Source organism: Amycolatopsis sp. NPDC051758 (assembly GCF_044453095.1).
Lineage (GTDB): Bacteria > Actinomycetota > Actinomycetes > Mycobacteriales > Pseudonocardiaceae > Amycolatopsis.
The window spans coordinates 212016-234711 of sequence record NZ_JBITCJ010000001.1; the positions used below are offsets into that span (position 1 = coordinate 212016).

20 protein-coding genes are annotated in these 22696 nt (G+C 70.6%); 12 read left to right on the plus strand and 8 right to left on the minus strand.

Annotation, left to right across the window (positions count from 1 at the left end):
* The first annotated feature begins 57 nt into the window (after nucleotides 1-57).
* Nucleotides 58-1038 carry a lysylphosphatidylglycerol synthase transmembrane domain-containing protein gene (locus ACIA5G_RS01075; protein WP_395920197.1) on the plus strand — a complete coding sequence of 327 codons (981 nt, stop codon included), beginning with the start codon at nucleotides 58-60 and terminating at the stop codon, nucleotides 1036-1038.
* A gap of 81 nt (nucleotides 1039-1119) precedes the next feature.
* Here the strand turns inward: ACIA5G_RS01075 and ACIA5G_RS01080 are convergent, their stop codons facing one another.
* On the minus strand, nucleotides 1120-3006 hold the full coding sequence (locus tag ACIA5G_RS01080) for a DUF6541 family protein (protein ID WP_395920198.1): 1887 nt from the start codon (nucleotides 3004-3006) through the stop codon (nucleotides 1120-1122).
* 161 nt (nucleotides 3007-3167) lie between these two features.
* Between ACIA5G_RS01080 and ACIA5G_RS01085 the strand changes: the two genes are divergently transcribed.
* The 3 genes from ACIA5G_RS01085 to ACIA5G_RS01095 all read left to right on the plus strand — a co-directional run bounded on the left by ACIA5G_RS01085 (nucleotide 3168) and on the right by ACIA5G_RS01095 (nucleotide 7060).
* Entirely contained in the window at nucleotides 3168-4832 is a 1665-nt protein-coding gene (locus ACIA5G_RS01085; protein ID WP_395920199.1) for a hypothetical protein, read from the plus strand.
* Nucleotides 4829-6262: a hypothetical protein gene (locus tag ACIA5G_RS01090; RefSeq protein WP_395920200.1), complete on the plus strand. Its 1434-nt coding sequence runs from the start codon at nucleotides 4829-4831 to the stop codon at nucleotides 6260-6262. The genes ACIA5G_RS01085 and ACIA5G_RS01090 overlap by 4 nt, the downstream gene beginning before the upstream one ends.
* 69 nt (nucleotides 6263-6331) lie before the next feature.
* Nucleotides 6332-7060 (plus strand): lysophospholipid acyltransferase family protein, encoded by a 729-nt coding sequence (locus tag ACIA5G_RS01095; RefSeq protein WP_395920201.1) that lies wholly within the window; start codon nucleotides 6332-6334, stop codon nucleotides 7058-7060.
* Between the two features lie 39 nt (nucleotides 7061-7099).
* Here ACIA5G_RS01095 and ACIA5G_RS01100 read toward each other — a convergent pair whose 3' ends face one another.
* Entirely contained in the window at nucleotides 7100-7900 is an 801-nt protein-coding gene (locus tag ACIA5G_RS01100) for an HAD family hydrolase (protein WP_395921838.1), read from the minus strand.
* A gap of 96 nt (nucleotides 7901-7996) precedes the next feature.
* On the opposite strand from ACIA5G_RS01100, the gene ACIA5G_RS01105 reads away from it, so the two are divergent.
* Nucleotides 7997-8884, plus strand: coding sequence for an LLM class flavin-dependent oxidoreductase (locus ACIA5G_RS01105; protein ID WP_395920202.1), 888 nt, complete (start codon nucleotides 7997-7999; stop codon nucleotides 8882-8884).
* A gap of 156 nt (nucleotides 8885-9040) precedes the next feature.
* Here the strand turns inward: ACIA5G_RS01105 and ACIA5G_RS01110 are convergent, their stop codons facing one another.
* Nucleotides 9041-11050 carry a DUF6541 family protein gene (locus tag ACIA5G_RS01110; protein WP_395920203.1) on the minus strand — a complete coding sequence of 670 codons (2010 nt, stop codon included), beginning with the start codon at nucleotides 11048-11050 and terminating at the stop codon, nucleotides 9041-9043.
* A 79-nt stretch (nucleotides 11051-11129) separates the two neighbouring features.
* On the opposite strand from ACIA5G_RS01110, the gene glf reads away from it, so the two are divergent.
* The 5 genes from glf to ACIA5G_RS01135 all read left to right on the plus strand — a co-directional run bounded on the left by glf (nucleotide 11130) and on the right by ACIA5G_RS01135 (nucleotide 16167).
* The gene (glf, locus tag ACIA5G_RS01115) at nucleotides 11130-12353 is read left to right on the plus strand and encodes a UDP-galactopyranose mutase (RefSeq protein ID WP_395920204.1); all 1224 of its coding nucleotides are present in this window, start codon (nucleotides 11130-11132) and stop codon (nucleotides 12351-12353) included.
* Nucleotides 12346-12864, plus strand: coding sequence for a phosphatase PAP2 family protein (locus ACIA5G_RS01120; protein ID WP_395920205.1), 519 nt, complete (start codon nucleotides 12346-12348; stop codon nucleotides 12862-12864). Before glf ends, ACIA5G_RS01120 begins: the two co-directional genes overlap by 8 nt.
* The gene (locus tag ACIA5G_RS01125) at nucleotides 12861-13847 is read left to right on the plus strand and encodes a decaprenyl-phosphate phosphoribosyltransferase (RefSeq protein ID WP_395920206.1); all 987 of its coding nucleotides are present in this window, start codon (nucleotides 12861-12863) and stop codon (nucleotides 13845-13847) included. The genes ACIA5G_RS01120 and ACIA5G_RS01125 overlap by 4 nt, the downstream gene beginning before the upstream one ends.
* Nucleotides 13848-13954: 107 nt before the next feature.
* Nucleotides 13955-14578 carry a hypothetical protein gene (locus ACIA5G_RS01130; protein ID WP_395920207.1) on the plus strand — a complete coding sequence of 208 codons (624 nt, stop codon included), beginning with the start codon at nucleotides 13955-13957 and terminating at the stop codon, nucleotides 14576-14578.
* A 71-nt stretch (nucleotides 14579-14649) separates the two neighbouring features.
* Entirely contained in the window at nucleotides 14650-16167 is a 1518-nt protein-coding gene (locus ACIA5G_RS01135; protein ID WP_395920208.1) for a hypothetical protein, read from the plus strand.
* Between the two features lie 3 nt (nucleotides 16168-16170).
* On the opposite strand, the gene ACIA5G_RS01140 is transcribed toward ACIA5G_RS01135, so the two are convergent.
* The 5 genes from ACIA5G_RS01140 to ACIA5G_RS01160 all read right to left on the minus strand — a co-directional run bounded on the left by ACIA5G_RS01140 (nucleotide 16171) and on the right by ACIA5G_RS01160 (nucleotide 20163).
* Nucleotides 16171-16677 (minus strand): YceI family protein, encoded by a 507-nt coding sequence (locus tag ACIA5G_RS01140; protein ID WP_395920209.1) that lies wholly within the window; start codon nucleotides 16675-16677, stop codon nucleotides 16171-16173.
* A complete protein-coding gene (locus tag ACIA5G_RS01145) occupies nucleotides 16674-17285 on the minus strand; it encodes a VC0807 family protein (protein WP_395920210.1) in 612 nt (203 codons plus the stop codon). Before ACIA5G_RS01145 ends, ACIA5G_RS01140 begins: the two co-directional genes overlap by 4 nt.
* A gap of 51 nt (nucleotides 17286-17336) precedes the next feature.
* The gene (locus ACIA5G_RS01150; RefSeq protein ID WP_395920211.1) at nucleotides 17337-17951 is read right to left on the minus strand and encodes a VC0807 family protein; all 615 of its coding nucleotides are present in this window, start codon (nucleotides 17949-17951) and stop codon (nucleotides 17337-17339) included.
* 89 nt (nucleotides 17952-18040) lie between these two features.
* Complete coding sequence (locus ACIA5G_RS01155) at nucleotides 18041-18796, minus strand: decaprenylphospho-beta-D-erythro-pentofuranosid-2-ulose 2-reductase (RefSeq protein WP_395920212.1); 756 nt, start codon at nucleotides 18794-18796, stop codon at nucleotides 18041-18043.
* Nucleotides 18793-20163, minus strand: a complete 1371-nt coding sequence (locus ACIA5G_RS01160; RefSeq protein ID WP_395920213.1) for an FAD-binding protein — start codon at nucleotides 20161-20163, stop codon at nucleotides 18793-18795. Before ACIA5G_RS01160 ends, ACIA5G_RS01155 begins: the two co-directional genes overlap by 4 nt.
* Before the next feature lie 125 nt (nucleotides 20164-20288).
* Between ACIA5G_RS01160 and ACIA5G_RS01165 the strand changes: the two genes are divergently transcribed.
* The gene (locus ACIA5G_RS01165; protein WP_169735160.1) at nucleotides 20289-20759 is read left to right on the plus strand and encodes a GtrA family protein; all 471 of its coding nucleotides are present in this window, start codon (nucleotides 20289-20291) and stop codon (nucleotides 20757-20759) included.
* A gap of 8 nt (nucleotides 20760-20767) precedes the next feature.
* Nucleotides 20768-22687, plus strand: coding sequence for a glycosyltransferase (locus tag ACIA5G_RS01170; protein ID WP_395920214.1), 1920 nt, complete (start codon nucleotides 20768-20770; stop codon nucleotides 22685-22687).
* Nucleotides 22688-22696 lie beyond the last annotated feature (9 nt).

Genomic DNA, 22696 nt, shown 5'->3' on the forward strand with positions numbered 1-22696 from the left:
GCGGGCGGGCCGCGGCGGCCTAACCAGAATAAGCCTCAGACCTGAGGAGATGCGCCGATGACGACACTGGAGTCGCCTGAATGGGAGACGCCGGCTGCCAAAAAGCAGCCGAAGTCCACCAAGGCGAAGATCCTCGACGTCGTCCGGTGGGTCGCGATCCTGCTGGTCATCGGCTTCGCGGCGAAGCAGCTCGCGTCGAACTGGGGCGAGTTCTGGCACACCCTGAGCGACGTCGCCTGGCAGTCGTCGCTGCTGAGCCTCGTTGCGCTGGTCGCCGCGATCATGGTGTCGACCTGGGGCTGGCAGGTGATGGTCGACGACCTGGGCAAGCCGATCGGGTACGCCCGGGGCGCGCAGATCTGCCTGGTCGGCTCGCTGGGCAAGTACGTGCCGGGCTCGGTCTGGGCGTACCTGCTGCAGATGGAGCTGGGCCGCAAGGCGGGCCTGGCCCGCGCCCGGATCTTCACCGGCTCGCTGATCCAGCTCGGTGTCGGCGTGGTGTCGGCGCTGGTCGTGTCGCTGCTGGCGGCCCCGGCGGTGTTCAGCAACAGCCCGCGCGCGCTGTGGCTGTTCGTGCTCATCCCGGTCGGCCTGGCGATGCTGCACCCGAAGATCCTGACCTGGGGCACGTCGCTGGTCCTGCGGATCCTGCGCCGCCCGCCGCTGCAGCACCCGCTGAGCTGGCGTGTGGTGGGCAAGGTCTTCGGCGCCTCGACGGCGGCCTGGTGCCTCCAGGGGGTCCACCTGTGGCTGCTGGCCAACTCGGTCGGCGCCCCGGGCTTCAGCGGCTTCGTGTTGTGCGTCGGCGCGATGGCGGTGGCGATGACCGTGGGCACGTTCGCGTTCATCCTCCCCAGCGGGGTGGGGGTCCGCGAGGTGGCGCAGGTGGCGGTCCTGACGGCCAGCGGCCTGACGGTCGGCCAGGCCACGGCGTTCGCGGTGGCGTCCCGGGTGATGTTCACGGTCGCCGACCTGCTGACGGCCGGCATGGCCGCGGTGGCCGCCCGCTCGACCCGCCCGGCGGTCACGTCCGCCTGACCGGGTTGTCCACCGGCTGTACCCAAGTTGTCCACAGGGCTTACGCACATGTGGACAAGTGTGTCGGGAATTAACCCGATCTCACCGCACCAGGCGATAGATCACCGCATCCGAGTTGCGGTACGCCTCCTGCAAAAACGGTTCTCCCGCCAATCCGATCAACCCGGGCTGATAAGGCTTCCCCGGCACGGTTGACGGCTTCCCCAAAATCACCCAACGGACGTTCAACCGCTTGACCGCCGCCCGCACCACCGCGTCCGTCGAATAGTCGCGGAACCGGTCCGCCAGCACCAGCGCGTCCGTGGGCGGCAAAGTCTGGTCGTAATGCGCGGCCACCGTCCGGACGCCTGAGAGCGCGTACGTCCAAGCCGTCCCGTCGAACCGGTCGTTCATCGCCCAGTCGCCCGGCGCCGCCAGCTTCCCGAGCTCCACCATCGCCGACGCCTCACCCGGCGTCACGCCCAGCTTCGACGGGTCCGCGGCCTGGTAGCCGGTGTAGACGCGCGCGCCGTTGGAGCGGAAGTACAACCCGTTCGAGAGCACCACGAACCCCAGCAGGACGACCGCGGCGACCGCCACCGCCGGCACCCGGGACGGCAGCCGGTCACGCAGCCAGGCCTGCGTCGAGGCCAGACCGTGCGCCGCCAGGACGCACAGCGGGATCGCCGCCATCGAGAAGAACCGGTACGGGTCGTCCCACCAGGGCCGGGACAGCGTCATCACGATCGGCTCGTTCGACGACGCCACGGTTATGTAGGCCAGGCCGGTGACCGCCGCCGTCAGGCCGATCCAGCGCAGCGCGCCCGCGCGCGCGAAGAACACGAACCCCAGGAACAGCGCCACCGACAGCCAGATCTGCGGGTGCGGTTCGACGTGCTGGAAGCCCAGCAGTGCGCCCAGCGCCGTCGACGCGCGGTACTCGTTCGGCCAGCCGTAGTACGGCACCGCGCTCGTCGCCAGCCCCAGCGCGCCGAACAACTGCAGCCACGCCACCAGCAGTGACACCGCCGCGATCGGCAGCAGCGCCAGCAGGTCGCGGCCGATCCGGCGCCACTGCGAAAGCCAGCGCTGCACCAGCAGCGGCCCGGCGAACAGGATCGCGCCGAACAACGTCGACGAGTGGATGCACAGCAAGCCCACCGCGGCCAGCACCAGCACCAGGCCGGTGTCCGGCGCGACGCGCTCCAGGTAGCGCCGCAACGCCACCGCGGCCAACGGCGTCAGCGTCACACCCAGTGCGAACGGCAGCAGCGGCCCGCGGTCCATCGACTCGTAGACGCCCATCACCGGCGCCACCGCGGTCAGCGCCACCGCACCCGCCAGCACCGCGCGGCCGCGGAACTCGCGCACCAGCGTCACCAGGGACAACGCGAGCAAACCGGGCAGCAGCACGGTGTTCGCGTCCAGGACTTCCGGGATCGACGACCCGCTGAGCCGGTAGGTCACCGCCGCCAGCAGGTGGTACGCGTTGGGGTAGAACACCGGCGCCGCGTCGCCGTACCAGTTCACCTGGCCGGTGCCGAACAGGCTGCCGTCGCCGGTGTCGGCGATGTAGCGCACCGCGTTGCCGTGGTACACCGCGTCGAAACCCTGCGGCAGCGCGCCGATCCGGCCTAGCCCCCGCATCGTCGCGTAGAGACCGACCGCGGCCGCGAAGAGCAGGCACACCACCACGGCCAGGTGCCCGCGCCGTGCCCACAGACCCGGCTCCGGTTCCGGCGGCCGGCGCCGCACCGTCAGTTTCCGGACACCAAAAGCGATCGCCGCGAACACCACCGTCGAAAGCGCGTAGGTCAAGGGTGTGAACGACCACCCGAGCGCGGCGGTCCACGGTCCGGTCAGCCCGCCGACGGCGTAACTCAGCAACGGCGCCAAACCGGCCAGGGCCCACCCGCGCAAACCGGCGGCGAGACCGGTGAACAGGCCCGGCAGGGCGATGACGAGAATGGCGACGGTGACGGAGAGCACGGTGGAGAGTAAGCCGACAATGCCCGGCCGGACGCTCCGGGGTTGACGGTTTCATCGGGACAATTGACAAATATCTCTTCGTTACACCCGATCGGGTTATATTGGTGAGTGTAGTTCCCTGCTTGACTGGCGCCGGCGGAGCGATCTTCAGAGGGGGCCGGGTGGTCTACGCGGTCGTGGTGGCGTGGCTGGTGCTCGCCGCGATCGTGGTGCTGACCTGGGGCCGCCTGGATACCGACCGCGGCTGGCGCGGCACCGTCGTCGCCCTCACGCTGGGTCTTTCACTGCTCCACCAGCTGTTGTTCGCGACCGTCACCGACGACGCGCTCGTTTCGTTCCGCTACGCGCAGAACATCGCGGACGGCAACGGCCCGGTCTTCAACCCCGGTGAACGCGTCGAGGGTTACACGAACTTCCTCTGGTTGGTGTTGATCGCACTTCCGCGGGCCGCATTCGGCGCGGATGTGCAAACGACCGCCGTGGTGTTCGGAGTTGTCTCGACACTCGGTTGTGTGCTTATTTCCTACTTTCTGGTGAACCGGATCGTTGTGCTGGCCACGCCGGACGGCGCCGAGCCGCGCCCGGCGATCGGCGTTGCCGCCGCGGTGCTCACCGCGAGCGCCGGCGGCCTGGCCGTCTACGGGCCGTCCGGCTCCGAGGTCCCGCTGTTCGTGCTCCTGGTCCTGGCCGTCTGCTACTCGCTCGCGGCACGCCGCCCGGTCGTGGCCGGCGTGCTCGTCGCCTTCGCCGTGATGACCAGTCCGGAGGGGCTCGTCGTCGCCTTCCTGGGCGAGTTCTGGCTGCTCGGCGCCGCGCTGAAGAAGAAGCACAGCTGGTGGGCACCGGTGGGGTACGTGCTCGGCGCGCTGGTGTTCCTGATTCCCCGGCTGGCCTGGCGGGCGACGTTCTACCAGCACTTCCTCCCCGCGCCACTGGCCGCGAAGCTCGGCGGCCCGCTCGGCTCGCAGGTCGCCGCCGGCTGGCCGTACCTGTCCGGGTTCGCCTTGGCGCACCAGGGTTTCCTGCTCCTCGGCCTGGTCGCGGCGGTCGGGTTGCTGCTGCGCCGCAGCAAGGGTGTTGCGATCGAAGCGCGCGCCCTGATCTGGCTGCTGTTCGCGACGGTGGTCGGGCTCGCCGCGGTCGCCGTGCCGGCCGGCGGCGACCTGGGGCCGTCGTGGCGGCTGCTGGTCCCGGTGCCGCCGCTGCTCGCCGTCGCGTCCGTCGCGGTGTACGGCGTGCTCACCGCGGACGTCGAGGCAAAGCCGGCGCCCCGGCCGAGGGCGTGGCCCGCCGCGACACGGCTGGTCCCGGCCACCGCCTGCGGGCTGGCCGGGATCGCGGTGCTCGTCTCGGTGTTCAGCCCCGAGATGCTCGACCGCGTGCGCGACTGGCGCACCTACGGCTCCGAAATCGCCGAAATCGGCGGCTGGCTCGACGAGTACCTGCCGCCCGGGTCGGTGGTCAGCGGCACCGCGCCCGGCGCCCTCGCCGTCCACGGCGAGCAGCTGCTCGTCATCGACGTCCTCGGCCGCACCGACGACCACATCGCCCGCGAGGGCCGGCACGCCGACGGCGTCGCGACCGACTACGACTACGTCGTCAACGGCCGCCGCCCGACCGTCGCCGTGCCCGCGGACGGCGGTTACGCCGATCGCCAGCACTGCACGATCGACCCGGTCTACGCGGGCAAGTACCAGGTCGCCACGTTCCGGCGGGTCGGTACGCCCTACTGGGTCGCCGTCTACCCGCGGGCGGAACAGGCGAAGTCCGTGGTCACCGACCTCGACCAGGGCCCGGACTTCCGCTACGTACCCTGTCCTTCGTGAAGCTCGAGGTCCCGAAACGGCAGCTGGACGCCGAGGCGCTGCTCGGACTCGGGGTGTTCGGCGCGTCGCTCGCCCTGTTCGTGGTGCGGTTCCTGGTGCCGCGCCCGATCGCGATGTCCAACAACGGCGACGGCGCCCGCGTGCTGTGCGGCGCCGGGATCACCTGGCACGGCGGGCCCGAGCCGTTCATCCACCTCGCCTACAGCGCGGACCCCGGCGCGGCGCCGTGCCGGCCGACCTACCTGCTCACGCAGGGCTGGCTCGCGGACGTCGCCGTCCGGCTGGGCGGCCTGGTCGGCGTCCACGGGACGTTGAGCCTGGTCGTGCTGGGCCTGCTGAGCAGCATCATCGCCGCGGCGGCGATCACCACGATCGTGCTCGGCCTGCCGCACGACCGCCGGGCGCGGCTCGCCGTGGCGGCCGGGCTCCTGCTGGTCGTCGCCGATTCGGCGTTCTTCGGGTACTTCGCCGCGGTGCTCGGTGAAGGCGCCGCGTTCCTCGGCCTGCTGCTGGTCGCCGGCGGCCTGCTGCTGACCGCCCGCGAGGGCCGGTGGAGCTACGCGGGCATGGCGGTGGCGCTCGTGGGCGGCGTGCTGGCGGTCAACGCCAAGGTCCAGACGCTGACCATCCTGCCGATCCTGGTGCTGGCGATCCTCCTGGTCCGGCCCGGCACCCTGCGCGGCGCGCGGCGGTGGGCGTCGGCGGCGCTGGTCATCGGTGCTCTCGGCGCCATCACGCTCTACGCGCAGCAGAGCGTCGAACCGGCCGTCGCCCCCGACGGCACGCTCGCCGCGCGTCCCGGCGACGACTCGCGCGAGATCAACGTCTTCAACTCGATCTTCCTGAACATCGTCGACGGCAAGCACGACACCCAGGCCGACCTGGCCGAGCTCGGGCTGCCGCCGTCGTTCGCGCAGTACGCGGGCAACGGCTGGTGGCACCCGCACCCGGCGCGGACGGACCCGAGCTACGGGCAGTACCGCGGGCAGCTGAGCCGCCGGAACGTCGTCACCTACTTCGCGACGCACCCGGGCCGGACGCTGGAGGTGCTGAACCGGGCCGCGACCGACCAGCTCACCGCCCGCCCGGACTACCTCGGCAGCTTCGACCAGTCCGCCGGTTTTGCGCCGCACGCGCAGGAGTACCGGGTGCCGGTGGTGTCGTGGCTGACCGGCCTGATCGCCCCGCTGGGCCTGTTCGTGCTGGTGCCGATCTGGCTGTTCGTGCTGGTCAGGGCGTGGTTCCAGCGTCGCGAGCCGCTCGGGGTGGTGCTGGCGTTCCTGCTCGCCGTCTCGCTGACGCAGTTCGGCACGGCCGCCCTCGGTGACGGCATCGAAGGCATCAAGCACCAGTCCGTTGCGCTGTTCACCGTCCTGCTGGCCGTCGTGCTGGCGATCCCGGTCCGGCGGCGAGCCGTTCGGACCGCGTGAGCTACGCCCGTTTTGTGTTCTTCCCCGCTGAACCACCGGCCGTAACCTACGGTCCCGTAACCTGGCGGAATGGCTGACTTCGTGTACCCGCCCGTGATCGGAGCGGCCCGGGCGATGTTCCGGGTACTGGACAACCGCATCCGGGTCGAGGGCGCGGAGCACATCCCGCGCACCGGCGGCGCGGTCATCGCGTGCAACCACGTGAGCTACCTCGACTTCATCTTCTGCGGCCTCGGCGCGCGCCCGGCCAAGCGGCTGACGCGGTTCATGGCGAAGCAGGAGATCTTCGACAACAAGATCGCCGGGCCGCTGATGCGCGGGATGCACCACATCCCGGTCGACCGGTCCGCGGGTCTCGCCTCCTACCGCGCCGCCCTCCAGAAGCTGAAGGACGGCGAGGTGGTCGGCGTCTTCCCGGAGGCCACCATCAGCCGGTCGTTCACCGTCAAGGAGATCAAGTCCGGCGCCGTCCGGATGGCCGCGGCGGCGGACGTCCCGGTGGTGCCGATGGCGCTGTGGGGCACCCAGCGGCTGTGGACGAAGGGCCGGCCGAAGGACCTGACCCGCCGGCACGTGCCGATCTCGATCCTCATCGGCGAGCCGATGCACCCCGCGAAGGGTGACGACTGGGACGTCGTGACGAAGGAGCTGCGCGACCGGATGAGCGCGCTCGTCGACCGCGCCCAGGCCGAGTACCCGGAGCAGCCCGCGTCCGACGAGGAACGCTGGTGGCTGCCCGCGCACCTGGGCGGGGCCGCGCCGACCCCGGAGGAAGCGGCCGAGCTCGACAGGCTGTGACAGCCGGGGGCCTCCGCCACTCGGACCCCCGCAAGACGGTCAGAACCAGCGCTCGAGGACCTGCGCCACCCCGTCGTCCCCGGCCGGGCCGGTGACCTCGTCGGCCACCTCGAGCACCGCCGGGTGCCCGTTCTCCATCGCGACGCCGTGGCCGGCCCACCGCAGCATCTCGACGTCGTTGGGCATGTCGCCGAAGGCGATCACCTGCTCGGCCGCGACGTCGAAGCGCTCGGCGACGTCGGCGAGGCCGGTCGCCTTGGTGATGCCGTGCGCGGAGATCTCCACCAGGCCGCCCGACGACGAGTAGGTCACGTCGACCTCGTGCTCGAACAGCGAGTTCACCGCGTCGGCCATCTCCGCCGACGACATCCCGCGGTGGCTGACCAGCAGCTTGATCGCCGGGTGCCCGAGCACCTCGGCGCGCGGCCCGGTCCGGCCTTCGCCGTCACCCCACGGGTTGTGGTAGTCCGGCTCGATCACGAAGTTGCGCATGTCGTGGTCGACCGCGCCGGTGCTGACCCGCTCGGACGCCAGCCGGCAGCCCGGCAGCGCCTTGTCGAGCGCGCTCGCGATGTCGTGCAGCAGCGTCGGGGCGAGCAGGCCGTGCACCTCGACGATCTCTTCGGTGCCGCAGTCGTAGAGCACGGCGCCGTTCGCGCACACGGCGTACCCGGTCAGCTCGAGGGGCTTGGCGATCGGGGCGATCCAGCGCGGCGGCCGCCCGCTGGCCAGGACGAACGGCACCCCCGCGTCGATCGCCCGGCGGACGGTCGCGATGGTGCGGCCGCTCAGGGATTCGGAGGGGCCGAGCAGGGTGCCGTCGACGTCGGACGCGATCAACTGGGGTCTCTCCACCTCGCCATTGTCCCTGACACGTCCGGGTGGGCCGCCGCCCGTCCGTGCGACTGCCGGTGGTTCCCGATAACGTCCGGCGGTGTGCGAGTAGGCATCGTGATTCTCCCGGAAGATCGTTGGTGGGCCGCCGAGCCGAAGTGGCGCGCCGCCGAGGAATACGGCTTCGACCACGCGTGGACGTACGACCACCTGGGCTGGCGCAACCTCGTCGACGGGCCGTGGTTCTCCGCGGTCCCGACGCTCACCGCGGCGGCGATGGTGACGTCCCGGATCCGCCTCGGCACGTTCGTGGCGTCGCCGGTCGCCCGGCACCCGGTGCCGTTCATGCGTGAGCTGGTCACCCTCGACGACGTCTCCGACGGGCGGTTCGTCCTCGGTGTCGGCGCGGGGGTCGACCACCTGCACTACGACGGCGCGGTGCTCGGCGCGCCGGAGCTGTCGGCCAAGCAGCGCGCGGACCGGTTCACCGAGTTCGTCGAGGCGCTCGACGGGCTGCTCATGACCGACAAGTTCGACTTCGACGGCGAGTACTACCGGGCCCGCGAAGCCCGCAACCTGCCGGGCACGGTCCAGCGCCCGCGCCTGCCGTTCGTGGTGGCGGCGAACGGCCCCCGCACGATGACGCTGGCGGCGCGCTTCGGCGCGGGCTGGGTGACCACGGGCAAGGGCGGCGCGACCGAGGACGAGTGGTGGCGCGGCATCAAGGAGCTCACGCAGGTCTTCGACGAGCGGCTCGACGCCGTCGGGCGCGAGCGGGCGAGCATCCAGCGTCACCTCAGCCTGGACGCGTCCCCGGTGTTCTCGCTGAGCAGCGTGGAGGCGTTCCGCGACGCCGCGGGCCGGGCGGGAGAGCTGGGCTTCACCGACGTCATCGCGCACTGGCCGCGGTCGTCGTCGCCGTACGAGGGCCGCGAGGCCGTGCTGGAGCAGGTCGCCAGTGAGGTCCTGCCGGAGCTGCACGCCGGCTGATCACTAAGCCGAACGGGTGACATCCGGGCGGCCGGGAAACCGATTGCCGTCCTCCCGGCGTCCTTCAAAGCAGACGTCAAGGATCACCCCGGGGGTGGTTGGGGGACGGGAGGCCCTCGTGGCCGCGGCACGGGGCGCCGCGGCCACGAGGGCTCTTTACTTCACGATCCGGTAGATCACCGCACCCGGGTTCCGGTACACGACCTGCAGGAAGTCGTGCCCGTCCAGGTGCTGCAGGCCCGGCGCGATCGGGGTGTCACGGCGGATCGTGCCGCTGCCGATCAGCACGTAGTGCACGTTCAGCCGCTGCGTCGCCGCGCGGACCTGCGGGTCGCTGTCGTAGTCGCGGAAGTGGCGGGCCAGGTAGTCGGCGTCGAGGGGGACCACGCCGGCGTCGTAGTGCGCGGCCACCGGGTGGACGCCGGTCAGGGCGTACATCCACGCCGTGCCGTCGAGGCGGTCGTTGAGCACCTTCTGATCGGCCGGGATGCCGAGGGTGGCGAGCCGGTCCATGGCGTCGATCTCGTCCGCGCTGACCGGCGGGACCACCTCGCCGGGCAGGCCGTTGTAGTACAGCAGCGACACCGTCTTGGCGTTGGCCGCGCGGTAGAACCCGCCGGTCAGCACGCCCATCGCGACGACCAGCAGCACCGCCGACGCCAGCCCGACCCGGCCGGTCAGCCACGGCCGCGCCCGCACCCACGCACGTCCGCTCGCGACCTTCGCCAGCCACTGCTGGGCCTCGCTCATCCCGTGCGCGGCGAGCAGGCACATCGGGATCGCGGCCAGTGCCATCAGCCGGAACCGGTCGTTCCACCACGGCCGCGACAGGCTGATCACCCAGTCTTCGCCACCGAAGCACGCGACGACGATGAAGAGCGCCGACAGCACGATCGCCGAGAGCCCCACCCAGCGCATCCGCCGCAGCCGGACGAGCGTGAACACGCCGAGGGCGAGGAACACCGTCAGCCAGATCTGCGGGACCGGCAGCACCTGCTTGAACGTCGCCAGCATGGCCAGCGCCTTCCACAGCGGCATGTGCGAGCCCCACGCGTGGTACGGGTACGACCCGGACGTGAAGGAGATCGCGCCGAGGATCATCGGCGCGGCCAGCAGCCCGGCCGCCACCATCACCGGCACCATCCGCAGGACGTCCCCGCCGGCGACCCGCCACGCGGCGCGGCGTTCGGGCACACCGTCGACGGCGCGTCCGCGCAGCGCCCGGTACCAGCGCTGCACCACGACCGGGAGCGCGAACAGGATCGCGCCGAACAACGCGCTCGAGTGCGCCGCGAGCAGGCCGGTCGCGCTCAGCGCCAGCACCGCGCCGGTGTCGACACCCGGCCGCACGACGAATCGCTGCAGGGCGACCACGGCCAGCGGCGTCAGCACGATGCCGAGCGCGAACGGCAGCAGCCCGCTCGACACCGATTCGTACGCGCCCGTCGTCGCGCCGCCCGCGACCAGTGCGGCGCTGCCGGCGAACACCGCGCGGCCGCCGAGCTGGCGCACCAGCGCGACCATGGCCAGCGCGAACAGCCCGGCGATCGGCATCGTGACGGCGTTCAGCGTGACCGGGATCGACGTCCCCGACAGCTGGTAGACCAGCGCGCCGACCAGGTGGTAGGCGTTCGGGTAGAAGGAGCCGTCGGGGTACCAGTTGAGCGTGCCCATGCCGGTCAGCGAGCCGTCGCCGGTCTCGGCGATGTACCGGATGCCGTTCGCGTGGAAGACGGTGTCCCAGCGCTGGAACACCGCGGTCGTCCCGCCGCGGCCGGAGACCACCACGGCGATCGACACGCCCACGGCGATCGCGACGCAGGCGCCGACGGCCAGGTGCGCCCGGCGCGTCCACGGCACCGGCGGCTCCTCGGCGCCCGGCGTCATCCACCCGCGCGCCACCGCCAGCCGGCGCAGGCCGTAGAGCACGGCGGCGAGCAGCAGCGTGCACGCGGCGACGCTCAGCGCGCCGTACGGCACGTGCACCATCGCCAGCCACGGCCCGGCCAGGCCGGTGATGGCGTAGCTGAGCAGCGGCGCGAGCCCCGCGAGGGCCCACCCGCGCAGGCCGGCGGCCCACCCGGCGACGCCGCCGGGCACCGCGAGCACGGCCAGGTAAGTGACCACCGCGGTGAAGTAACTCCAGAAGTCCTCGGGTGCAGGCACTGCTTTCCAGGTGTGTCGTAGGCCGAAATGTGATAGTCGGGTGCGGGCCGGGTTACCGGACTGCGTACCCTCGACGCCCGTGAGCGCGCACACGAACCCCGCCAAGGTTACTGAAGCCGATTTTGCTGGTTACGACCTCGTCATCGTCGGGTCCGGATTCTTCGGCCTGACGATTGCCGAGCGAGCCGCGGCCGAGCTCGGCAAGAAGGTCCTCATCCTCGAGCGGCGCAGCCACATCGGTGGCAACGCGTACTCGGAGGCCGAGCCCGAGACCGGGATCGAGGTGCACAAGTACGGCGCGCACCTGTTCCACACCTCGAACAAGCGCGTCTGGGAGTACGTGAACCGGTTCACCCAGTTCACGAACTACCAGCACCGGGTGTTCGCGCGGGTCAAGGACCAGGTCTACTCGTTCCCGATGAACCTGGGCCTGATCAACCAGTTCTTCGGCAAGTCCCACACGCCGGACGAGGCCCGCGAGCTGATCGCGAAGCAGTCGTCGGAGTTCGAGACCAGCGCCGCGCAGAACCTCGAGGAGAAGGCCATCTCGCTGGTCGGCCGTCCCCTCTACGAGGCGTTCATCCGCGGGTACACCGCGAAGCAGTGGGAGAACGACCCCAAGAACCTGGGCGAGAACATCATCACGCGCCTGCCGGTCCGCTACAACTTCGACAACCGGTACTTCAACGACACCTACGAGGGCCTGCCCGTCAACGGGTACACCGCGTGGCTCGAGAAGATGGCCGAGCACGAGAACATCGAGATCCGGCTGAACGTCGACTACTTCGACGTCCGCGAGCACATCCCGGCGGGCACCCCGACCGTCTACACCGGGCCGCTGGACCGCTACTTCGGCTACTCGGCGGGCCGATTCACCTGGCGCACCGTCGACTTCGAGTCCGAGGTCGCCGAGACCGGTGACTTCCAGGGCACCTCGGTCGTCAACTACAACGACCAGGAAGTCCCCTACACCCGCATCATCGAGTTCCGGCACTTCCACCCGGAGCGGGACTACCCCAAGGACAAGACGGTCATCTTCCGGGAGTACTCGCGGTTCGCGAAGGAAGAGGACGAGCCGTACTACCCGATCAACACCCCGGAGAACCGCGAGAAGCTCGAGGCCTACCGCGAGCTGGCGAAGACCGAGGCGCGCGAGCGGAACGTGCTGTTCGGCGGCCGGCTCGGCACCTACAAGTACCTCGACATGCACATGGCGATCGGGTCGGCGCTCTCGGCGTTCGACAACAAGATCGCCCCGCATCTGACCGACGGCGCGCCGCTCGACGGGTCCCTCGATGCTTGAGAAGGGCGCCCCGACGGGCGAGGTCGCTGTCCTCTCGAAGGCGCAGGGCTTTCTGAAGAGTGACGTTTCGGTGAAAGCCGCGCGCGGCATGTCGCACTTCGGCGAGCACGCCATCGGCTGGTTCGGCATCGGCCTGATCGGCGCCGTGGTCGACAAGAAGCGGCGCAAGGACTGGCTGGTCGCGTCGGCCGGCGTCGTCGGCGCGCACGCCGCCTCGATCGCGGTGAAACGCGTGGTCAGGCGGCCCCGACCGGACCACCCGAGCGTCGAGGTACTGGTCGGCACGCCGAGCAAGCTGAGCTTCCCGTCGTCGCACGCGACGTCCACTACGGCGGCGGCGGTGCTCTACTCCGGATTGACCGGGCGTAACCTGGTGCCCGCCCTGGTACCGCCGATGCTCGCCTCGCGGCTCGTACTCGGCGTTCACTATCCGACAGACGTTCTGGCCGGTGCGGCCCTCGGGGGGCTCGTCGGTGGTCTGATACGACGGAAGCTGAAGAAGAACCCATGAGCGAGACGACCGAGCAGCGCAACAGCGACGAAGCGGCCGTGACTCCTGAGGCGCCGGAGACCCCGGTGACGGCGGAGACGACCACGGCGACCGCCGTCCGCGGGCCGTTCGGCCTGGTCGGCGGCGTCATCAAGACGGCGCGGCCGCGCCAGTGGGTCAAGAACGTGCTGGTCTTCGCGGCCCCGTTCTTCGCCTTCTCGAAGTCGACCGACCGCACGGGCCTCCTGCTCGACGCGATCGTCGCCTTCGTGGCGTTCTCGCTGGTGGCGAGCTCGGTCTACCTCATCAACGACGCGGTCGACGTCGAGGCCGACCGGGCCCACCCGACCAAGCGGAACCGGCCGATCGCGGCCGGGATCGTGCCGGTCCCCGTCGCGTACGGGGCCGCGGTCGTGTTCTTCCTGGCCGGTCTCGGCGTGTCGTTCTTCGCCAGCTGGCAGCTGGCGATCGTGCTGGGCGTCTACGAGGCCGTCCAGCTCGGTTACTGCTTCGGCCTGAAGCACCAGCCGGTGGTCGACCTGGCCATCGTCGGCTCGGGCTTCCTGATGCGCTCGATCGCCGGTGGTGTCGCGGGCGGCCTCGCGCTCTCGCAGTGGTTCCTGCTGGTCACGGCGTTCGGCTCGCTGTTCATGGTGGCCGGCAAGCGCTACGCGGAGATCATGCTGTTCGAGCGCACCGGCGCGAAGATCCGGTCGTCGCTGAAGAAGTACTCGGCCAGCTACCTGCGGTTCGTCTGGGCGACGTCGGCGGCGATCCTGATCATGTCCTACTGCCTGTGGGCGTTCGAGATCCGCCAGACCGAGCACAACTCGGTGTGGGCGCTCATCTCGATGGTGCCGTTCGTGGTGGCGGTGCTGCGCTACGCGGTGGACGTCGACGGCGGCATCGCGGGCGAGCCCGAGGAGATCGCGCTCAAGGACCGCGTGCTGCAGGTGCTCGGCGCGACCTGGGTCGCCACGCTGTTCCTCTCGTTCTACCTGTGACTCATGGCGGATCGACAGGTTCGTTTCAGGTGACACACAGCTGAGCGGCGCACCCTGAAGTGGTGGGGGCGGGCAGTGCGCCCGTCCCCGTGACCAGGGGAGCCACGATGAACGACCAGCCGCGCGAAGAGAAGGCCCCGGAGGGGGCCGACCACCCGACCGGCGAGCAGCCCACGGCCCAGGCCGGCGCGGCTGAGCAGCCGACCGTCGAGCAGCCGACCACGCAGCAGCCGGCAGCCGCCGCGCCGGGACAGAGCGAGCCCGCGACTCAGGCGGCTCCCGCCGCTGCGCAGGCCCCGGCCGGGAACACCTTGCCGAACGCCGGGCCGCCGGCCGACCAGACCGCCGTCCACGGTCAGCAGCCGCCACCCGCCCCACCCACGCCGCAGCTTTCCCAGCCCGGCCCCGGCCAGGTCTACGGCGCCTGGGGCCCGCCTCAGGCCGCCCAGCGGCAGCCGGGCGGCTTCCGGCGCTTCGTCGGGCACCGCGCCACCCAGCTCGTCGGCGTCGGCGTCCTCGGCCTGCTGATCGGCGGCGGCATCGTCGGCGGGATCGCCGCCGCGACCAGTCACGGTCCTCGTGATGGCCGCCCCGGCATCCACCGCCAGTACGACGGCCCGAACGGCAACCAGGGCTTCGACGGCCGTGGCCCCGGCTTCCCGGGCCGCGGCGGCGGCAACTCCGGCAACTCCGGCAACACGGGCGATTCTGGCTCCGGGAACGGCATCTGATCGCTGTGGTCTGAGCCACCTGCACCGCGCTCAGATCACAGAATCATCACGAGCAGAGTACGGTGTTCGTGATGCGAAGCGCCTCCGCAGAACTCCCGAAGGTCGCCGGTGCGCTGCCGGCGGCCCTGCCCGTCGCCCGTTCGTGGGCCTTGCCGGCGGGTGCCGCGGTGGCTTCCGCGCTGGTGTTCGCCCTGGTCAGCAGCCATCTCATCGATGACACCTACATCACGCTGTCCTACGCGAAGAACCTCGCCTTCCACGGCCACTGGGGCCTGATCGAGCAGGGGACGGCGAACACCGCGACGTCACCGCTGAACGTCCTGGCCCTCGGCGTGGTCACGTTCGTCGTCCGCGACGCCGTGCTGGCCGCCGGATTCGTCTTTGTCGTCGCGCAGGTGCTGCTTGTGCTCGGCCTGCGCCGGCTGGGCGAGCGCAGTGGGCTGCCGGCGGCGTTCGCCCCGCTGACGTTCGGGCTGCTGCTGGTCAATCCGCTGCTGTTGTCGTCGATCGGGCTGGAGGTCGCGCTCGGCGCCACCGGTGTCGTCTGGACGCTGGTCTACGCGGGGGAGCGGCACGCGGGCCGGCTCGGCGTGGTGATCGGGCTGCTCGCCCTGGTCCGGATCGACCTGCTGCTGATCGCGGCGGTGCTGTTCGCGGCCCGCCGCGAGTTCTGGACGGGCATCTGGCGGACGGCGTTCGCCGCGCTCGCGGTGACACTGCCGTGGTTCGGGTTCAGCTGGGTGGTGCTCGGCTCGGCCGTGCCGGACACGCTCGTCATCAAGATCAGCCAGCAGTCGTGGGGGCCGTTCAGCTTCACCAACGGCCCGCTCCTGTACTGGCGCACCTTCCCGGTCGAGGCGACGCTGTCGTTCCTGTCGCTGCTGCTCGCAGGCGTTGCGGGCGTGGTCTGGGTCGTCCGGTACCGCCACGGCTCCGAGATCGCCCGCCGCCTGACGCCGTTCGCGGCGCTCGCCGTCGCGGGGGCCCTGCACTACGTGGCCTACAGCCGCCTCGGTGTGCCGCCCTACCACTGGTACTACGCGCCGAGCATCATCGGCGCGACGATCTTCCTCGCCGCGTGTGCTTCGGCGGTCCCCGAACGGGTGCGCCGCGGCACGTGGACGGCGGCCGGCGTGGTGCTCGCGGCGAGCGTCGCGGCCTACGCGATGCCGGGCCTTCCACGCCAGTTCGCGCCGATCACCAGCAACCACGCGTCGACCACCGAGTACCGCGAGATCGGCCACGAGCTGGCGGCGATCGCCCACGGCCGCAAGGTGGAGACGGCGGGCGAGGTCGGCGCGCTGGCGTACGCGTGCGACTGCGAGCTGGTCGACGAGTTCTCCGACCGCGGCGCGGTCGACCCGGCGATCACCGAGACGAAGCGCCGCAGCGGCGACGTCGGCCGGGCGCTGCTGGAGGCCAACTTCCACAACTTCGACCACAGCGTCGCCCCGATCAGCCCGGACCTGATCCTGACGACGACCCGCCGCGCCCCACCGCCGACGGCGCTGGCGAGCTGGCGGATCGACTCGCCGTGGATGGGCACGCAGAACCTGTACCTGATGCCCGCCCACGCCGCCGGCAGCTGAGCTTCAGCTCCGGACGGCGGTGACGTCCAGCGTCAGCGTGAACTCCCGGCCGCCCAGCCGCTTCCCGTACGTCAGGCCGAACGCGAACCGGTCGACCACCGTCGCCGCGCGGGCCGAGAAACCCTCCGGGGACACCTGGACCGCGTCGATCGCGCACCGGACGCGGCCGGCCGTCCCGCGGACCGTGACGATGCCGTCGAGCTGCCACTTCGGCCCGGCCGCCACCGGCCGGCCCTCGGTGAACGTGATCAGCGGGTGCTCCCGGCCGTGGAGGAACCGGCGCGACTGCAGTTCGGTGTCACGCAGCCGTTCGCCCGTGGTGAGGCCGGTCGCGTCGATCTCGGCCGTCACGAGCGACTCCGTCACCGGGTCGGCGACCACGACCACCCCGCCCACCAACGGAAACGTGCCGTCCACAGTGGACATCCCGAACAGGTGGGTGCCGGACACGCCGATCCGGCAGCGCGCGGGGTCCAGCCGGTACTCGCCCGGCGGCGGGATCTCGATCATCGGCGTGCCCACATCCGGTTCATCGTGCCCTCCCGCGCGAGCAGCACCTGGGTGACCACCTGGAGCACCACAAAACTCGCGATGGAGAGCACCGTATCGAGTCCGGGCACCACGTCCACCGGGAACGTGTAGGCCATGACGATGCTGAGCCCGCTGTGCACGAGCCCGCCGACACCCCAGACCACCGTCAGGACCTGCCACACCCGCCGGAACGACGGCGTGTCCGCCCAGCGCGCCTCCAGCTCGTCAGTGCGGCCGGGCAGCAGGGCCAGCGTGGCCTGGTACGTCGTCGGGCGGCGGCCGATGCGCAGGCTGGCCAGCATCCAGACGCCGATCAGCACGCTGAACCACGCCCCGCGGACCAGCTGCAACCGCGCGTCGCCGGTCAGCAGCGACGTCACCAGGCCGAGCGCGACGATGAGCAGCACGAACACACCCATGCCGTCGACCCGCCGGTGCCGCACCGCCAGGTAGAGCACCCGCAGCGCCGGCGGGAGGCCGCTCAGCGTCAGCGCCCAGATCGGCGCGACGTCGAACGCCCGCAGCAGGTAATAACCGCCGACCGGCGCGGCGATGTCGCAGAGCAGCGCAAGCAGCGATTTCCCCATGCCTCAGAGCATCGCGGGCGGGCGCGGCCGCCACCATCGTCGAGGCGGTGGTCACGCATCCACCGTCCGGTTGATGCCCATCCGCTGCCGCGTCACCTTCACGCCGAGCACCACGGTCCCGATCGTCAGCACGGTGTCGAGGATCGGCACGACGTCCACCGGCAGCGTGAACGCCATCACCACGACGGCGCAGGCCAGCAGGACGCAGCCGGCGCCCCACCAGAGCGTCGCCGAACGCCATCGCTGCCGGAACGGCGCCGAAACGCCCCACAGCCGTTCGAAGTCGCCGGCGCGGGCGGGCTGGAGGGTGCACACCGCCCGGAACAGGAACGGCCGGCGGCCGACGAGCAGGCTCACCAGCATCACCACGCCGAGCGGCAGCGTGATCCAGGCGCTGCGGACGAGCAGCAGCCGGGCGTCACCGGAGAACACCGCCACCGCACTGTTGACCAGCAGCACAGCCAGCACGAACGCGCTGACCGGGTCGATCCGCCGGTGCCGCGCCAGGACGTACCCGGTCCGCAGGGCCGGCAGCACGGCGCCGGCCAGCAGCGCCCACAGCGCGTCGACGTCGAAGGAGCGGAGGACGTAGTACAGGGCCATCGGGAGGGCGACGTCGCGCAGGAGCATCGTCAGCCCGCCACGGTCGCTCGTCGTGGTTGTCATGGTGACAGTCTGTTTCGACGGTCGCCACGACACATCGGCGTGCGGGCGGGGCCCGGATGGAACCCCGCCTCAACCCGGGGGTGGAGAGATCAGACGGGGAGCTTGCGGAAGATCGGCCGCGGAACGTGCCGCAGCACCGACATCACCAGCCGGAACGGCGCCGGCGCCCAGATCAGGTCCTTGCCCGCGCGAGCCGCCGCGACGGCCTGCTCGGCCACCTGGTCGGCGTTCTGGGTCAGGGGAGCGTCCTTGAGGCCGTCGGTCATCTTCGTCCGGACCTGGCCCGAGCGGACGACCGTCACCTTCACGCCGTGCGGCGCGAGAGCCTCGCCGAGGCCCAGGTAGAAGCCGTCGAAACCGGCCTTGGTCGAGCCGTAGACGAAGTTGGAGCGCCGGACGCGCTCACCGGCCACCGAGGACAGCGCGATCACCGTGCCGTGGCCCTGGGCCTTGAGCTTCTCCGACAGCGCAACGCCGACCGACACCGCGGCGGTGTAGTTCACCGTCGCCGCCTCGACCGCCTTCGCGTGGTCCTGCCAGAGCTCCTCGGGGTCGCCGAGCAGGCCGAACGCCACCACCGCGACGTCGATGTCGCCGTTCTCGAACGCCTTGTCCAGCACGCCCGGGTGCGACGCCAGGTCCTTCGCGTCGAAGTCGACGGTCGAGACCTCGGCGCCCTTGTCCTTCAGGCGCTGCGCGGCCGCGTCCAGCCGCGGCGACGGACGCGCCGCGAGCACGACCCGCAGCGGCTTCTCGGCGAGGTACTTCTCGGCGATCGCCAGCGCGATGTCGGACGTGCCGCCGAGCAGCAGCAGGGACTGGGGGTTGCCAACAGCGTCGATCACAGCTCGAGCCTCCGGCTCATGTCAGAGGCGAAAACGCCTTCGGGGTCAACGGCGGCGCGCACCTTGCGCCACTCTTCGAGGCGCGGGTACATCTTCGCGAACGTCTCGGGCGAGGTGCGCGAGTCCTTCGCGGTGTACAGCCGGCCGCCCAGCTCGAGGACGTCGTCGTCGAGCTCCTGGCAGAAGCGGCTCAGGCCGTCCTTGATCGGGAAGTCGACGCAGACCATCCAGCCGGGGTGCGGGAACGACAGCGGTGCCGCGTTGCCCTCACCCATTCGCTTGAAAACGTTGAGGAAGGACACGTGCCCCGACTCGGCGATCTTCTTGACGATCTTGCGCAGCGGCTCGGCCGCGCCCAGCGGCGTCGAGAACTGGTACTGCAGGAAACCCTTCGAGCCGTAGGCCCGGTTCCACTCGCCGAACATGTCCAGCGGGTGGTAGAAGGCCGTGAGGTTCTGCACCACGCCGCGGGCTTCCTTCGGCGTCTTGCGGTAGTAGAGCTCGCCGATCGTGCCGAAGGTCAGCTTGTTCGCGAGGCCGTTGGGGAAGACGTCCGGCAGGGTCGCGAGCTGCGGGGCGTCGAACTTGAGCGGGTTCGCGCGCAGCTTCGGCGGCAGCTCGTCCAGCTTCGCGAGCGAGCCGCGGCCGAAGGCGGCGCGGCCCAGCTTCGAGCCCGTCGAGATCGTGTCGAACCACGCCGACGAGTACGTGTAGTTGTCGTCGGAGCCGTTGCTGACCAGCTCGAGCGTCTCGTCGAGGTTGTTCGTGCGCTCGTTGTCGGCGAGGAAGTACGCCGTCTCGGTCTTGGTCATCCGGATCGTGGCCCGGGTGATGATGCCGGTCAGGCCGATGCCGGCGACGGTCGCCCAGAACAGCTCGGCGTCCGGGCCCTCCGGGGTCAGCGTGCGGACCTTGCCGTCCGCGGTGACCAGGTCCATCGACACGACGTGGTTGCCGAAGCTGCCCGCGCTGTGGTGGTTCTTGCCGTGGATGTCGTTGGCGATCGCGCCGCCGATGGTCACCTGGCGCGTGCCCGGCAGGACCGGGACCCACAGGCCGTACGGCAGCGCTTCGCGCATCAGCTGGTCGAGGCTCACCCCGGCGTCGAGGTCGACGAGCGCGCTGTCCGGGTCGATCGAGTGGATCCGGTTCAGGGCCGTCATGTCGATGACCAGACCGCCCGCGTTCTGCGCCGGGTCGCCGTAGGACCGGCCGAGGCCGCGCGCGATGACACCGCGCTCGCCGGCCCGGGTCACGGCCCGCGCGATGGCTTCGACGTCTGCGGTGCTCAGCACGTCGGCGGTGGTCGGTGCCGTCCGCGCCCAGCCCGTGAGCGTGCGACGCTGTGTCTCGGGTGCTTGGGTCACCCGACCAGGGTAGCCACGCCGAACGACGCCCGGAACGTGACCCTGAAGTGCTCGCTTCTACACTTTGCGCATCAAGGCACAAGCGCCCGCGCGGGTGACCATGACTCAGGCAACGAGGTAAAGCAGTGGTGGCGACCGATCCGCAAGCCGACATCGCAGCTGCTCAGCCGTCCTCCATCGGACTGCTCGGGCAGCTGATCCGCTTCGCCCTGATCGGCGGCTTCTGCGCCCTGGTCGACCTGGGCACGTACACGTTGCTGACCCAGGTGGCCGGGATGGCCACTTCACCGTGGGTCGACGTCGCTCGCGCTATCAGTTTCATCGTGGGCACCACCACGGCGTTCTTCCTGAACCGCAAGTTCACCTTCTCCGGCGGACGGCGCGACGGGAAGGCGCAGGTCGGCTCGTTCGTCCTGCTCTACACCGTGACGTTCTTCGTCGCGGTCGGGGTGAACCAGCTGATGTTGCAGGTGCTGCCGGAGTCCGCGTGGCAGCACACCCTGTGCTGGGCCGTGTCGCAGGCGACTGCCACGGTGATCAATTTCGTGATGCTCAAGTGGGTCGTCTTCCGCGAGCCGTCGACCGAGGAGAACTGAGGAACTCAATGCCCGGTAAAACAGCCACCCCGGCGCCGACCACCACAGCCGGCGCGGCCGCCGAGACGCGGTTCACCGAGCACACTCCGCAGGGTCGCTTGACGGCGCAGCGCGGGCTGTACGCCGGCCCCGCGCCGATCGTGAGCAAGGACCTCTACGCCGAGCTCGAGTGGGGTTCGGCCGTGCGGGAACGTGCGGTGATCACCCTCGAGCCCGCCTCCAAGGTGTCGGGCAACACGTACTTCGGCCGCTTCCCGGCCTCCTACTGGCAGCGCTGGTCGACGGTGACCGAGGTGTCGGTCGAGGCCGTCGTCACCGGCACCGGCCTGCTGTCGATGGGCGCCTCCGACGTCGAGGGCGAGCCGCGGGTCGTCGAGGCCGAGCAGGTCGCCGACGTCAAGCAGCACAAGGTCACCCTGACCGGCAAGCTGGACAAGTTCTACGACGGCGGCGCGCTCTGGCTCGACCTCGAAACCGAGGGCGGGCAGACGCTGCGTGTCGAGCAGGTCCGCTGGACGGTCGAAGCGCCGGAGAAGATCCGCCCGACCGCGGTGACGATCTGCACGATGAACCGCGCCGACGACTGCCTGAAGAACCTCCAGGCCCTCGCGGCGGACGTGTCGTCGCTGGACACCCTGGACGCGATCTACGTCGCCGACCAGGGCACCGACCTCGTCGAGTCCCGCGACGGCTTCGAGCAGGTCGCCAAGGACCTCGGTGACAAGCTGCACTACATCAAGCAGCCCAACCTCGGCGGCGCCGGCGGTTTCACCCGCGGCCTGTACGAGGTGGCCGGCCACACCGCCACCGAGCACGCGAACGTCCTGTTCATGGACGACGACGTGCTGCTCGAGCCGGACCTGGTGATCCGGATGACGGCGTTCTCCAACCGCGCCGCCAACCCGATCATCGTCGGCGGCCAGATGCTGAACCTGTTCCACCCGAACCAGCTGCACGTCGGCGCCGAGTACGCCCGGCTCAACACCCTCGAGCCCGGCCAGCCGGTCGAGCACTCGCTCACCACCGCCGACCTGCTCGGCGTGGACGAGGAGACGCTGAAGCCGAACCGCCAGGAGCGCCGTCTCGACGCCGGTTACAACGGCTGGTGGTCGTGCCTGATCCCCTACGAGGTCGTGCAGGCCACCGGCTACCCGATGCCGTTCTTCTTCCAGTGGGACGACGCGGAGTACTCCTACCGCGCCCGCGCGCACGGCTTCCCGACGGTGACGCTGCCGGGTGCGGGCGTGTGGCACGCGGACTTCCACATGAAGGACTGGGACGAGTGGCACCGGTACTTCAACCTGCGCAACTCGATCATCACCGCGGCGCTGCACTCGCCGTTCAACCTCAACCTGCTTTCGCGGGTGCTGCTGGCCCAGCTGGTCCGTTACCTGCTCGGCATGCAGTACGGCCTGTCGGCCACGCTGATCAAGGCCGTCGAGGACTTCCTCGAGGGCCCGGAGGTCCTGCGTGACGGCGGTGTCGAGGCGATGAAGGAGATCCGCCGGATCCGCGACCAGTACCCGGAGACCAAGCGCCACAAGGCCACCGACGTCCCGGGCATCGCGTCCAACGACATCGGCATCATCAACAGCGCGCCGCGGCCCAGCATGCAGCGCCTGGTGCTGATCAAGCGCGTGCTGGACCGCGTCCTCGGCCGCAGCCGTTTCGGCCTCGGCGCGGTGCCGATCGACGAGGCGAACTGGTGGCACATCGCCCTGTTCGACACGGCGGTCGTGACGGACGCGAACCAGGAGGGCGTCCGCGTCCGCTCGTACGACAAGGTCAAGATGTTCGACCTGGCCAAGCGCGGTGCGAAGGTGGTGCAGCGGCTTCGCAAGGAAGGCGCGGCGGTGCAGGAGCAGTACAAGCGCGCCATGCCGGAGCTGACTTCGCGCGAGAACTGGCAGCGCCTGTACAAGCTCTGACCACAGGCT

Excerpts from the sequence above, each read along its gene's own strand:
- ACIA5G_RS01075 (WP_395920197.1), top strand. The coding sequence starts at position 58 with ATGACGACACTGGAGTCGCCTGAATGGGAGACGCCGGCTGCCAAAAAG.
- ACIA5G_RS01095 (WP_395920201.1), top strand. The coding sequence starts at position 6,332 with ATGGCTGACTTCGTGTACCCGCCCGTGATCGGAGCGGCCCGGGCGATG.
- ACIA5G_RS01120 (WP_395920205.1), top strand. The coding sequence starts at position 12,346 with ATGCTTGAGAAGGGCGCCCCGACGGGCGAGGTCGCTGTCCTCTCGAAG.
- ACIA5G_RS01125 (WP_395920206.1), top strand. The coding sequence starts at position 12,861 with ATGAGCGAGACGACCGAGCAGCGCAACAGCGACGAAGCGGCCGTGACT.
- ACIA5G_RS01130 (WP_395920207.1), top strand. The coding sequence starts at position 13,955 with ATGAACGACCAGCCGCGCGAAGAGAAGGCCCCGGAGGGGGCCGACCAC.
- ACIA5G_RS01135 (WP_395920208.1), top strand. The coding sequence starts at position 14,650 with ATGCGAAGCGCCTCCGCAGAACTCCCGAAGGTCGCCGGTGCGCTGCCG.
- ACIA5G_RS01140 (WP_395920209.1), bottom strand. The coding sequence starts at position 16,677 with ATGATCGAGATCCCGCCGCCGGGCGAGTACCGGCTGGACCCCGCGCGC.
- ACIA5G_RS01145 (WP_395920210.1), bottom strand. The coding sequence starts at position 17,285 with ATGGGGAAATCGCTGCTTGCGCTGCTCTGCGACATCGCCGCGCCGGTC.
- ACIA5G_RS01150 (WP_395920211.1), bottom strand. The coding sequence starts at position 17,951 with ATGACAACCACGACGAGCGACCGTGGCGGGCTGACGATGCTCCTGCGC.
- ACIA5G_RS01170 (WP_395920214.1), top strand. The coding sequence starts at position 20,768 with ATGCCCGGTAAAACAGCCACCCCGGCGCCGACCACCACAGCCGGCGCG.